Source organism: Streptomyces sp. Tu 3180 (genome assembly GCF_009852415.1).
GTDB lineage: Bacteria > Actinomycetota > Actinomycetes > Streptomycetales > Streptomycetaceae > Streptomyces.
The window spans coordinates 5,622,101-5,634,248 of record NZ_WOXS01000002.1 but is presented as its reverse complement, the minus strand read 5'-3'; the positions used below and the strand labels follow the sequence as shown (position 1 = coordinate 5,634,248).

The 12,148-nt window shown below is 71.2% G+C and carries 11 protein-coding genes and 1 pseudogene; all 12 read right to left on the bottom strand.

Annotated elements, in window-relative coordinates:
- Positions 1–19: 19 nt before the first annotated feature.
- A complete protein-coding gene (atpE, locus tag GL259_RS26445) occupies positions 20–256 on the bottom strand; it encodes an ATP synthase F0 subunit C (protein WP_159535807.1) in 237 nt (78 codons plus the stop codon).
- Positions 257–335: 79 nt separating this feature from the next.
- Positions 336–1,106 (bottom strand): F0F1 ATP synthase subunit A, encoded by a 771-nt coding sequence (gene atpB, locus GL259_RS26440; protein ID WP_159538994.1) that lies wholly within the window; start codon positions 1,104–1,106, stop codon positions 336–338.
- Between the two features lie 273 nt (positions 1,107–1,379).
- Positions 1,380–1,817: a hypothetical protein gene (locus tag GL259_RS26435; protein ID WP_159535806.1), complete on the bottom strand. Its 438-nt coding sequence runs from the start codon at positions 1,815–1,817 to the stop codon at positions 1,380–1,382.
- Between the two features lie 363 nt (positions 1,818–2,180).
- A complete protein-coding gene (locus tag GL259_RS26430; RefSeq protein ID WP_159535805.1) occupies positions 2,181–3,548 on the bottom strand; it encodes an MraY family glycosyltransferase in 1,368 nt (455 codons plus the stop codon).
- A 140-nt stretch (positions 3,549–3,688) separates the two neighbouring features.
- Positions 3,689–4,926, bottom strand: a pseudogene (locus GL259_RS26425) (serine hydroxymethyltransferase).
- Between the two features lie 116 nt (positions 4,927–5,042).
- Positions 5,043–5,720 (bottom strand): protein-tyrosine-phosphatase, encoded by a 678-nt coding sequence (locus GL259_RS26420; protein ID WP_159535804.1) that lies wholly within the window; start codon positions 5,718–5,720, stop codon positions 5,043–5,045.
- Positions 5,717–6,364 carry an L-threonylcarbamoyladenylate synthase gene (locus GL259_RS26415; protein ID WP_159535803.1) on the bottom strand — a complete coding sequence of 216 codons (648 nt, stop codon included), beginning with the start codon at positions 6,362–6,364 and terminating at the stop codon, positions 5,717–5,719. The genes GL259_RS26420 and GL259_RS26415 overlap by 4 nt, the downstream gene beginning before the upstream one ends.
- 48 nt (positions 6,365–6,412) lie before the next feature.
- Complete coding sequence (gene prmC / locus GL259_RS26410; protein WP_159535802.1) at positions 6,413–7,258, bottom strand: peptide chain release factor N(5)-glutamine methyltransferase; 846 nt, start codon at positions 7,256–7,258, stop codon at positions 6,413–6,415.
- Positions 7,259–7,295: 37 nt separating this feature from the next.
- Positions 7,296–8,375: a peptide chain release factor 1 gene (gene prfA / locus GL259_RS26405; RefSeq protein ID WP_159535801.1), complete on the bottom strand. Its 1,080-nt coding sequence runs from the start codon at positions 8,373–8,375 to the stop codon at positions 7,296–7,298.
- Between the two features lie 104 nt (positions 8,376–8,479).
- Complete coding sequence (gene rpmE / locus GL259_RS26400) at positions 8,480–8,701, bottom strand: 50S ribosomal protein L31 (protein WP_093720256.1); 222 nt, start codon at positions 8,699–8,701, stop codon at positions 8,480–8,482.
- A gap of 149 nt (positions 8,702–8,850) precedes the next feature.
- Complete coding sequence (locus tag GL259_RS26395) at positions 8,851–9,984, bottom strand: LCP family protein (RefSeq protein WP_159535800.1); 1,134 nt, start codon at positions 9,982–9,984, stop codon at positions 8,851–8,853.
- A gap of 210 nt (positions 9,985–10,194) precedes the next feature.
- Positions 10,195–11,991: a trypsin-like serine protease gene (locus GL259_RS26390; protein ID WP_159538992.1), complete on the bottom strand. Its 1,797-nt coding sequence runs from the start codon at positions 11,989–11,991 to the stop codon at positions 10,195–10,197.
- Between the last annotated feature and the right edge of the window lie 157 nt (positions 11,992–12,148).

Here is a 12,148-nt window from a genome sequence, read left to right as displayed (position 1 = left end):
TGTCGGTGAGCAGTGGTGATTACTGACCGAACACGAACGGCATAACGATGCCGATGAGGGCGAGCGCCTCACAGAAGGCGAAGCCGAGGATCTGGTTGGCGCGGATCAGACCGGCCGCCTCGGGCTGACGGGCGAGGGCCTGGGTGCCGTTGCCGAAGATGATGCCGATGCCGATGCCAGGGCCGATGGCGGCGAGGCCGTAACCGATGGAGCCGAGGGAGCCGGAGACAGCGGCGAGGGTCTCAGTGGCAGCCATGCTGGATCTTCCTTCTCTTTACATGGACCGGTGGGGGTTGGCCACCGGACGATTGGAGGTGCGGGGTGGTGGGGCGGGCTCAGTGGTGCTCGGCGAGAGCGCCCTGAACGTAGGAGCAGGCCAGCAGGACGAAGACGTACGCCTGGACGGCCTGGACGAAGAGCTCGAAGAGGATCATGACGACGGTCATGGCGAACGAGACGCCCGCGGCCGGGATCATCCAGCTGTTCAGCAGGTACCAGCTGGCGACGGTGAACATCACGAGCAGCAGGTGGCCGGCGAACATGTTCGCGAAGAGTCGGACCGCGTGCGTGAAGGGCCTCACGAGGACGTTCGAGAAGAACTCGATGACCACGACGAGCGGCAGCACCGCGCCGAGCGACTTGTCGTAACCGGTGAGGTTCTTGAACCCGCCCACGAAGCCGTGCTTCTTGAACGTGAGTCCGAGCCACACCACGTAGACGATCGCGGCGAGCACCGCCGGGAAGGCGATGATCGAGGCCACCGGGAACTGGGCCAGCGGGATCACGGACCAGACGTTCATGATCCAGATGAAGAAGAACAGCGAGACCATCAGGGGGACGTACTTCTCGCCCTCCTTCTTGCCGAGGGTCTCGTAGACGATGCCGCGGCGGACGAAGTCGTAGCCGGCCTCACCGACCATCTGCAGCTTGCCCGGCACCACCTTGGCCTTGCCGAAGGCCGCCCAGAAGAAGCCGACGACGAGGACGGTGGTGATGAGCGAGAGCAGCATCACCTTGTTGAACTCGAACCCGCCGACGGTGGCGATCGGCTTGAAGAGGAACGAGTGCAGGCCCGGAGCCGGAAAACCACACCCGTTGTCGGACATGATCCGACAGCTCCAGTCAAAGGCGAGCTGGGTCTGGTCAGCACTCACCGCGGGCTCCTTCGGCGTGACGCATAGGTACGGCAACCTCGTTGTGTCGGCGCGGCGCGAGGCCGCGGGTCGGCACCGGACAGGTGTTACGGATGTGGGGGCGGCTGGGGGGCATCGAGCCTCGCGATCGCTCAGGCGTCAGCTCGGATGCCCGCGCCCGCGATGCCGCAGTTGGCACCGGACGATAGCAGGAGTTCTCACCGGTCTTTATCGCGCCCCTACCCGTCACGACGACGGCCCCGTCTTCTCGGACTTGTCACTCTTCGCGGAGTCCGGATCGACGTAGAAGAGCTTGGCCTTCATGTGCGCACGGGCCTGCGCGGCCATCCACACGAGCGTCGCCACGACGAGCGAGATCGCGAACGTCTTCGGGTTGAAGAGCGACGTGTCCTTGAAGAGCGCGACGAAGATCATGAGCAGCAGGAGCTGGGCGACGTAGAGCATCAGCCCCATGGCCTGGAACAGCTGCGGGAGTGATTTCGCCGTCCACTGCAGGACGTACAGGCCGACCCCCATGAACAGGATGGCCAGTACGGCCCCGACGGCCGCGCCGAGCGCACCCTTGCCGCCGGCCACCGCACCGCTGACGGCGACGGCGACCGCACCGGCAGCGGCTGTGGGCACAGCGCACTGCAGAAGGTTCCGGGCGTCATGGGACGGCATGGCGGCAACTCCGCTTTCACAGGGGGCAGGGGTGTCGTCATGGACGAGCGTAGACCCCCGGGCCGAGTGTGAAGACCTCACGAGAATGGACCGTCGCACTACGGTCCTTCAGCTCTCTCCGGGGTTCTCGTGAACGGTATCACAAACTATTTGATGCAGTCTTTACCCAAAAGGTGTGCTGGCCGTCACACATGAGAGTGAACCTGCGCGCTTGAGCGCTTAGGGCGACCCTATGTCTGGTATTGGGGCGCTTCGTACCCCCAACACCATCCCATCGCACTCCCACGACTTGGTAATGCTCTAGTGAGATTCTTACCTTCGCCGTGAGCGGCCCCCGGCGGACCGGCGGGCCGCCGGGAACGGTCAGCGCGCGCTGTCGGCGTTCCGCCGGCCCGCCGGGCGTACGCGGGAGCCGACGGCGGTCGCGCCGTTGACGCCGGAGACCCCCGCGGCGACGGGGGTGCGGTGACCGGCGTCCTCCCCGTGCCCGTCCGCGGAGCCGGGGCCCTGCGGGGACCCGGGACCCGCCGGCGTCGACGCCTCCGGGGCGGTCGCCGACGCGCGGCGGCGGCGGTAGCGCGGCGGGACGAAGGCCTCCGCCCAGCGCGGGGCGCGGGGGGTGAAGCGCGGCAGCAGGAGCAGCACCAGGCCGATCGCGCTGAGGAAGACCACGCTCAGGACGATCCACATCGACGCCGAGTTGACGGAGTAGGCCAGCGCGCCGAAGGCGATCAGCGCCGACCAGAAGTACATGATCAGCACCGCCCGGCTGTGCGAGTGGCCGATCTCCAGCAGCCGGTGGTGCAGATGGCCCCGGTCCGCCGCGAACGGCGACTGACCGCGCCAGGTGCGCCGCACGATCGCCAGGATCAGGTCGGCGGCCGGCACCGCGATGATGGTGAGCGGCAGGATCAGCGGGATGTAGACCGGCACCGTCTGGTGCACGGCCTCCTTCTCCGAACCCGCGTACAGGTTCAGGGCGTCCGGGTCGACCTGCCCGGTGACGGAGATCGCGCCGGCCGCCAGGACCAGGCCGATGAGCATCGAGCCGGAGTCGCCCATGAAGATCCGCGCCGGGTGCATGTTGTGCGGCAGGAAGCCCAGGCACATGCCCATCAGGATCGCCGAGAAGAGCGTCGCCGGGGCGGCGGCCTCGATGCCGTACGAGTACCAGATGCGGTAGGCGTACAGGAAGAACGCCGCCGCCGCGATGCACACCATGCCGGCCGCGAGACCGTCCAGGCCGTCGACGAAGTTGACCGCGTTGATGGTGATGACGACCAGCGCGACCGTGAGCAGCGTGCCCTGCCACTGGGTGAGCGCGACCGAACCGACGCCCGGGACGGGCAGCCACAGGATCGTCAGGCCCTGCACGACCATCACGCCGGCGGCGATCATCTGGCCGCCCAGCTTGATCAGGGCGTCGATCTCGAACTTGTCGTCCAGGACGCCGATCAGCCAGATCAGCGCCGCCCCGGAGAGCAGCGCCCGGGGCTCGTTGGACTTCTCGAAGAGCTGGCCGAGGTTGGTGAGGTGGTCGGCGACCAGCAGGCCCGCGCACAGGCCGAAGAACATCGCGATACCGCCGAGCCGCGGAGTGGGTTCCCGGTGCACGTCACGCGCCCGGATCTCCGGCATCGCCCCGGCCACGATCGCGAACTTGCGGACCGGGCCGGTCAGCAGGTACGTCACCGCGGCCGTGACGCAGAGCGTCAGCAGGTATTCACGCACGGGCTTCCCCACAGGTCTCGCTGGCCATCACAGCCCCACACCCTAGCGAGGTGCGCATATGAGTGAGGACTTCCGGGTGGCGACGATGGTTGCACGGGAGGCCGTGCACCGCGGGCGCGCCCACCCCGGAACGGCCGTGCTCAGTGCGGATACGGCGGAAAGGCCGCGGTCAGTTCCCGTACGTCCTCCCGGACCCGCGCGGCCCGGGCGCCGCCCCTGAGGGCGCTCGCCATCAGCCCGGCGACGACCGGCATCTCCCGCTCCCCCATGCCCTGCGTGGTCACCGCCGCCGTGCCCAGGCGCAGGCCGCGGACGTCGGCGTGCGGCAGGGCGCAGCAGTCCATGACCAGACCGGCCGCCGCGAGCCGGCCGCGCGCGGCGCGTCCGTCGACGCCGAGGGGGCCGGGTCGGCGGTGATCAGGTGGGTGTCCGTGCCGCCGGTGGTGACGGCCAGCCCCTCGGCGGCCAGCGCGGCGGCCAGCGCCCGCGCGTTGGCGACCACCCGGTGCGCGTACGCGGCGAACGCCTCCGTCGCCGCCTCCCGGAACGCGACCGCCTTGGCGGCGACGGTGTGCATCTGGGCGCCGCCCTGGGTGAAGGGGAAGACGGCCCGGTCCACCCGCTCGGCCAGTTCCGCGCCGCACAGGATCATCCCGCCGCGCGGGCCGCGCAGCACCTTGTGCGTGGTGGCGCAGACGATGTCGGCGTACGGCACCGGGCTGGGCGCCGCTCCCCCGGCGACGAGCCCGATGGGGTGCGCGGCGTCGGCGATCAGGTACGCGCCCACCTCGTCGGCGACCTCGCGGAAGAACGCGTGGTCGAGGTGGCGGGGGTAGGCGGTGGAGCCGCAGACGATCGCCTTGGGGCGGTGGGTGCGGGCGAGGGTGCGGACCTGGTCGTGGTCGATCAGGCCGCTCTCGGCGTCCACGCCGTAGCCGACGAAGTCGAACCAGCGGCCGGAGAAGTTCGCGGGCGACCCGTGGGTGAGGTGACCGCCGTGGGGCAGGCCGAGGGCGAGGACGGTGTCGCCGGGGCGCAGCAGGGCGGCGTAGGCGGCCAGGACGGCCGAGGAGCCGGAGTGCGCCTGGACGTTGGCGTGCTCGGCGCCGAACAGGTCCTTGGCGCGCTCCACGGCGAGGCGCTCGGCGGCGTCGGCGAACTCGCAGCCGCCGTGGTGCCGGGCGCCCGGATAGCCTTCCGCGTACTTGTTGGCCAGCGGCGAGCCGAGGGCGGCCAGCACGGCGGGCGAGGTGAAGTTCTCCGCGGCGATCAGCTGGAGCGTGGTCGCCTGCCGCTCGCGCTCGCCGAGCAGGACGTCGGCGAGCTCGGGGTCCTGGCGGCGCAGGACATCGGCCTCGAGGGCAGGGGTGACCGTCATGGGGGGCTCCCGGACGTCGACGCGGACGTACGACCAATGTAGGCCGGGCGCCCGGGGAGCGCGCGGTTGCCGCACCCTCCCGGGCCATGCGGCCCGCACGGCCCGCCCGCGGGGGTTCAGGCCCGCGTCGGTACGCCCGTCAGGGCCGTGACCACCGGGTCCAGGGCCTGGTGTATCTCGTCGCCGATGGAGCGGAAGAAGGTCAGCGGCGCCCCGTACGGGTCGTGGACCTCGTCCGCCTCGGCCGTCGGGGCCAGGAGCCACCCGCGCAGGGCGGCGGCCGCGCGGACCAGGGCGCGGGCGCGCATGACCAGGCCGTCGTCCAGCGGGGGCAGGGTCGCCGGGTCGATGGCGTTCACCAGACGGGTGAACTCCTTCAGCGTGAAGGTGCGCAGGCCCGCCGAGTGGCCCATGGAGATGACCTGGGCGCGGTGGTCCCGGGTGGCGGTCAGGACGAGGTCGGCGCGGATCACGTGCTCGTCCAGGAGCTCGCGCCCCGTGAAGCCGGAGGCGTCCGCGCCGAAGTCGGCGAGCACGGTCTCCGCGTGGGCCTCCATGGGCGCGCCCTCGTGGCCCCAGGTGCCCGCGCTCTCCACGATCAGCCCGCCGCCCAGGATGCCCAGCCGCTGGCTCACGAAATGCCGGGTCAGCCGCTCGGTGATGGGCGAGCGGCACACGTTTCCGGTACTGACGTGGAGGATGCGGAAGGTGTCGCGCGGAAACCCGAAGGTGGTCGTCACCTCCGCGCTGGATTCCCCGTTGCCTATGCCACGCCCCGCTTCCGGGGCCGTCAATTCGCCACCTCGAGGTCGGGTACCACCTTGCGCAGCTCGTCCGGCGAGATCGCGCCCTCGCGCAGCAGCACCGGCACGGGCCGCGTGACGTCGACGATCGAGGAGGGGACGTTGCCGGGGGTCGGGCCGCCGTCGAGGTAGACGGAGACGGAGTCGCCGAGCATCTCCTGCGCGGCGTCGCAGTTCTCCGGCGCCGGGTGGCCGGTGAGGTTCGCGGACGAGACGGCCATGGGGCCGACCTCGGTGAGCAGCTCGATGGCGACCGGGTGCAGCGGCATCCGCACGGCCACCGTGCCGCGGGTGTCACCGAGGTCCCACTGGAGGGACGGCTGGTGCCTGGCGACGAGCGTCAGCGCGCCCGGCCAGAACGCGTCGACCAGTTCCCAGGCCATCTCGGAGAAGTCCGTGACGAGGCCGTGCAGGGTGTTCGGGGAGCCGATGAGGACGGGCGTGGGCATGTTGCGGCCGCGGCCCTTGGCCGCCAGCAGGTCGGCGACGGCCTCCGAGGTGAACGCGTCCGCGCCGATGCCGTACACCGTGTCCGTCGGCAGCACCACGAGCTCGCCACGGCGCACGGCGGACGCGGCCTCACGCAGACCGGTCGCGCGGTCGGTCGCGTCATTGGTGTCGTATCGCCGAGCCATCTGGCGGGCCTCCTCGTACGTGCTGGGGGGATGGGGTGGGCAGGGCGCTCACGGCAGCGCCTTGCGGGCGGTGGCGAACCGGGGGCGGTTGTTCAGGTCGGGGTGGTCGGCGGCGTCGGTCCAGCCGCGGTCCTCGGCGAAGATCCACGGCACCTGGCCGCCCTGGGTGTCGGCGTGCTCGACGACGACCACCCCGCCGGGGCGCAGCAGCCGGTGCGCGGTGCGCTCCAGGCCGCGGATGAGGTCGAGGCCGTCCTCGCCGGAGAACAGGGCCAGCTGGGGGTCGTAGTCGCGGGCCTCCGGGGCCACGTACTCCCACTCGGTGAGCGGGATGTACGGCGGGTTGGAGACGACCAGGTCGACCTGGCCGTCGAGGTCGGGGAAGGCCCTCAGGGCGTCGCCCTGGCGCAGTTCGACGCGGGAGCCCTCCATGTTCTTGCGGGTCCACACCAGGGCGTCCTCGGACAGCTCCACGGCGTACACGCGCGAGCGCGGCACCTCCTGGGCGAGGGCGAGGGCGATCGCACCGGAGCCGGTGCACAGGTCGACGATGCAGGGCTCGACGACGTCCATGGCGCGGACGGCGTCTATGGCCCACTCGACCACCGACTCGGTCTCCGGGCGCGGGACGAACACCCCGGGTCCCACCTGGAGCTCCAGGTAGCGGAAGTAGGCGCGCCCGGTGATGTGCTGGAGCGGTTCGCGGGCCTCGCGGCGGGCGATGACCTCCCAGTACCGGGCGTCGAAGTCGGAGTCCTTCACGGTGTGCAGCTCGCCGCGCTTGACGCCGTGCACGAACGCGGCGAGCTCCTCCGCGTCGGTGCGCGGCGAGGGCACGCCGGCGTCGGCGAGCCGCTGGGTGGCCTGGGCCACCTCGGCGAGCAGCAGGTTCACGCGATGCCTCCGGAAGTACTCGTACGGACCTCGTGCCTTACGCGGCGGCGAGCTTGGCGGCCGAGTCCGCGTCGACGCAGGCCTGGATCACCGCGTCGAGGTCGCCGTCCAGGACCTGGTCCAGGTTGTACGCCTTGAAGCCGACGCGGTGGTCCGAGATGCGGTTCTCCGGGAAGTTGTAGGTGCGGATCTTCTCGGAGCGGTCGACGGTGCGGACCTGGCTGCGGCGGGCGTCGGCGGCCTCCCTCTCCGCCTCCTCCTGCGCCATGGCGAGCAGCCTGGAGCGCAGGATACGCAGTGCCTGCTCCTTGTTCTGCAGCTGGCTCTTCTCGTTCTGGCAGGAGGCGACGACTCCGGTCGGCAGGTGCGTGATGCGCACGGCGGAGTCGGTGGTGTTGACGGACTGGCCGCCCGGGCCCGAGGACCGGTAGACGTCGATGCGCAGGTCGTTCGGGTTGATCTCGACGTCGACCTCCTCCGCCTCGGGGGTCACCAGGACGCCCGCCGCGGAGGTGTGGATGCGGCCCTGCGACTCGGTGGCCGGCACGCGCTGCACGCGGTGCACGCCGCCCTCGTACTTCAGCCGCGCCCACACGCCCTGGCCGGGCTCGATCTGCCCGCGGGCCTTCACGGCGACCTGGACGTCCTTGTAGCCGCCCAGCTCGGACTCGGTCGCGTCGATGATCTCGGTCTTCCAGCCGACGCGCTCGGCGTAGCGCAGGTACATGCGCAGCAGGTCGCCGGCGAACAGGGCGGACTCGTCGCCGCCCGCACCCGCCTTGATCTCCAGGATGACGTCCTTGTCGTCGCTGGGGTCGCGCGGGATCAGCAGCATGCGGAGCTTCTCGGTGAGCTCCTCGCGCTGCTTGTCCAGCTCCTTGACCTCCGAAGCGAACTCGGCAGCATAGTCGGGGTCGTCGGCGGCCAGTTCGCGCGCGGTGTCGATGTCGTCGCCCGTCTGCCTCCAGGAGCGGTACGTGGCGACGATCGGGGTGAGCTCGGCGTAGCGCTTGTTCAGCCTGCGCGCGTTGGCCTGGTCGGCGTGGACCGACGGATCGGCGAGCTTCTTCTCCAGGTCGGCGTGCTCGGCGACGAGTTCCTCGACGGCCTCGAACATCTTGGGCTCCTGCTGGTACGGGGTGAAGGGCGGACGACCAAAAACGCCGGTCCCGGTGAGTCCCCCGGGAGGGACACGACCGTGGACCGGCGGAATGGGGCTCGCTACTTCTTGGAGCCGGCGGCCTTGCCGAAGCGGGCCTCGAAGCGGGCCACACGGCCACCGGTGTCGAGGATCTTCTGCTTGCCCGTGTAGAACGGGTGGCACTCGGAGCAGACCTCGGCACGGATGGTGCCGCTGGAGATCGTGCTGCGGGTGGTGAACGACGCGCCACAGGTGCAGCTGACCTGCGTCTCGACGTACTCGGGGTGGATGTCGCGCTTCAAGGTGTCTCCTAGGTTCCGGGAGGGCGCCGGGTCGCCGCCGCGGGGTGCGGCAGGCGTGAACCGGAGCCGACGTACCAGTCTGCCAGGACTGGCGCCTTCCTCCCAAACCGGGGGTGGAGGCGATCTATTCCCGCCGGTGGGCCGCCCGGCTACGACGTGCTCACCACGTCCCCGGCCTGCCCGGCGGCGGTGCCCTCGGCGGCGGCCGCGGGGATCGGCTCGTCGTTCCTCAGGGCGTCCAGGACCAGCCGTGCCTCGTCCTTGTCGAGCAGGACCCGGTTGGCGTCGGCCGGGTCGTACCGCACCGGCATGGTCACCGTCTGCGTCCGCGCGGGGCTGATGTCCTTCAGGCCGCCCGCGAAGGACATCAGGGAGTTCACCGAGCCGAGGCCGGAGTCGGTGGTGACGGTCCTGGTGGCGGTGTCGGCGAGGTCGTACCGCTTCTCGGGGCCGGTGAGGACGCCGACCTCCCCGACCTGCCGCAGCAGCGCCTTGAGGAAGGCCTGCTGGAGCTGGATGCGGCCGAGGTCGGAGCCGTCGCCGACGCCGTGCCGGGTGCGCACCAGGCCGAGGGCCTGCGCACCGCTCAGCCGGTGGGTGCCGGCCTTCAGCTCGAGGTGGCTCTCGGGGTCCTCGATGTCCTCGGTGGTGGTGACCTGGACGCCGCCGAGTTCGTCGACGAGCTCTTGGGAGCCGGAGAAGTCGACCTCCAGGTAGTGGTCCATGCGCAGATCGGTGAGCGACTCGACGGTCTTCACCGCGCAGGCCGCCCCGCCCGTGGAGGAGGCGGAGTTGAACGTCACGCCGGTCGCGGCGGGGTGGGTGGCGCCCTCGGTGTCGGTGCACTCGGGGCGGTCGACGACGGTGTCGCGCGGGACGGAGTCCACGGCGGCCCTCCTGTGGCCCTCGTGGACGTGCACGATCACCGCGGTGTCGGAGCGGGCGGTGCCGTCGTCGGTGCCGCCGCCGAGCTCCCCGTTGCCGCCGGAGCGGGTGTCGGAGCCGAGCACGAGGATGTCCTCGGAGCCGTCGTCCGCCTTCTCGGGCCGGTCGGTGCCGAGGGCCTGGTCGATGTCGACGCTGTCGATGTCGCCGTTGAGCTTGAAGTACAGGTGTCCGGCGCCGGTGCCGCCCAGGGCGACGATGCCCGCGGCGGTCCAGACCGGCGGCCCTCGCGCCGCTTCCCGCGCCGTCCGCGGCGGCGTCCTCCGGCGCGGTGGTGCCGTCCCGCCGTGCCGGGCTCTCCCCGGTGCGCCGGGGTCCGGTGTGCCCTCGGCAGACATGTGCTCCTCGGCTCCCGTCCGGTCGCCGGCCTTCCGCGCGGTGCCGGACCCGGCCGGTCCGCTCCCTGTACGGCACCCGTCGTCCCGCCGTCCGGCCGGACGGGGAAACGCGGCACAGGGTGACACGGCCCCCTGTGCCCGGCCTGTGGACGGCCGGGCACGACGGGGTGGTTCCGCCGGGAGCGGTGCGCACACCGCTCACCTGCGGGTTCAGCCGAAGATGTCGTACTGCTCGAAACCGGTGCCGACGGAGATCCGTGTGGCGAAGATCTCGCTCGTGGCCTTTCCGGTGCCCTTGTACAGGTAGAGCGTGCCGCCGGGGGTGCGGGCCAGGAAGTCGGCCCTGCCGTCGCCGCTGACGTCGCCGACCGCGTCGAAGGCGTTGTAGGTGGTGCTCTTCCAGGTGCGCACCTTGATCCGGCCGGAGAAGGCGCCGGAGCCGGACTTGCCGGTGCCCTTGTACAGGTACACGTCGCCGGTGCTCTTGGACCGGGCGATTAGGTCGGTCTTCCCGTCGCCGGTGAAGTCGCCGTGGCCGCGCACGGAGTTGTACTGGTTCCAGCCGGAGCCCACCTGCACGCGGGAGGAGAAGGAGCCGTCGCCCCTGCCCGGGTAGATCCACAGCACGCCGGCGGAGTCCACGGACAGCAGGTCGGGCAGGTAGTCGCCGGTGACGTCGCCGGGGGTGACGATCCGGGTGCGGGTCTTCCAGTTGTCGGCGAGGCGCTTGGTGGACCAGCTGCCGCTGGAGATGACGTAGTGGGTCCAGAAGACGTCGCCGTCGCTGCTGCGCCGGTACACCAGGTCCTGGTAACCGTCGCGGTCGAGGTCGGTCTGCAGGACGAGGTTGACGCCGTTCCAGCTGCCCCAGGACTCGCGGGTGGCGAAGGCGGAGCCCGTGGAGTCCTTGGAGTAGCCGGTCGTCGTGGAGGCCCTGCGCACCCACAGGTCGGCCCGGTGGTCGCCGCTGATGTTGGTGTCGTCGACGCGCGGGTAGGCGGCGCCGACGTAGCCGCTCACCTTGGCGAAGACGCTGTAGGCGCCCTTCGCCACGCAGTCCTGCACGCCCCAGGAGACGACGCCGACGATCCGGTTGCTCACGACCAGCGGGCCGCCGGAGTCGCCGTTGCAGGCGGAGGTGGTGCCGGTGTCGCTGCCGCTGGCGGGCTGCCCGGCGCAGACCATGTGGCCCTTGACGAAGTCGGCGCCGTAGGCGCCGGCGCACGTGGTGTCGGACTGGATGGGCAGCGTGGCCGTCTTCAGCGTCTCGGAGATGTCCTGGCTGGTGGAGCTGGTGCGGCCCCAGCCGTAGACCTTGGCGCTGGTTCCGGCGGCGTAGGAGGCGGTGTCGCCGGAGGTCGTCATGCGGATCGGGGTGACCCGGACGGGGGCCGGCAGGGTGAGCACCGCGATGTCGTTGTCGATGGTGGTCGCGTTGTACGACGGGTGGTTCCACTGCCGCCAGACCCCGCTGACGGTGCCGCCGTGCAGGTCGCTGCCGCCGTCCGAGGGGAGCTGGGCGGTGCCGGTGACGACGGCGCCGTTGGCGTGCCAGTCGTAGCCCTTGACGCAGTGCGCGGCGGTGAGGACCTTCGTCGGCGCGACGACGGCGCCGCCGCAGAAGAAGCCGATGTCGTCGCTGGTGCCGCTGGTGCCCCGGTCGTCGTAGTAGTGGAGCTGGGCCATCCAGGGCGCCGTGCTGATGCCGGTCGTGGTGCCGCCGATGATCTTCGCGTCGACGGTGGAACCGGTGTCCGTGCCGCTGCTCAGCGACGACCTGGCCGTCTTGCCCGCGGTGTCGTCGCCCGCCATGGCGCCCGCGACGCGCCTGGTCAGCTCGGCGGTCGACGGCGAGCTGGTCGCCGGGTCGACGGTCGGCTGCGGCAGCGCGGTGGCGGCACCGGCCGACGAGGTCAGCAGTGCGGCGGCGACGGCCGCGGCGACACCCGCCGCGGCCACGGGCAGGGCGATCCTGGCCCGGCGTCTGTGCCGGCCGGCTCCGGACATGGATGTACTCACGCAGGTCCCCCTGGGGATCGGAAAGCCCGGGCCCGGATGCGGCGGAGAGAAGCGGAGATCGGCCCGAGGCAGCGTGATCGTACACCTGTCCGAGAACGCCCGAAGGGCCGCTCCCTTCGGGGAGCGGCCCTTCGGCGGGGGACGG

Coding starts and splice junctions, on each gene's coding strand:
- prfA (WP_159535801.1), bottom strand. CDS start 8,375: ATGTTCGAGGCCGTCGAGGAACTCGTCGCCGAGCACGCCGACCTGGAG.
- atpE (WP_159535807.1), bottom strand. CDS start 256: ATGGCTGCCACTGAGACCCTCGCCGCTGTCTCCGGCTCCCTCGGCTCC.
- GL259_RS26435 (WP_159535806.1), bottom strand. CDS start 1,817: ATGCCGTCCCATGACGCCCGGAACCTTCTGCAGTGCGCTGTGCCCACA.
- GL259_RS26395 (WP_159535800.1), bottom strand. CDS start 9,984: ATGTCTGCCGAGGGCACACCGGACCCCGGCGCACCGGGGAGAGCCCGG.
- GL259_RS26390 (WP_159538992.1), bottom strand. CDS start 11,991: ATGTCCGGAGCCGGCCGGCACAGACGCCGGGCCAGGATCGCCCTGCCC.
- atpB (WP_159538994.1), bottom strand. CDS start 1,106: ATGTCCGACAACGGGTGTGGTTTTCCGGCTCCGGGCCTGCACTCGTTC.
- GL259_RS26415 (WP_159535803.1), bottom strand. CDS start 6,364: ATGGCTCGGCGATACGACACCAATGACGCGACCGACCGCGCGACCGGT.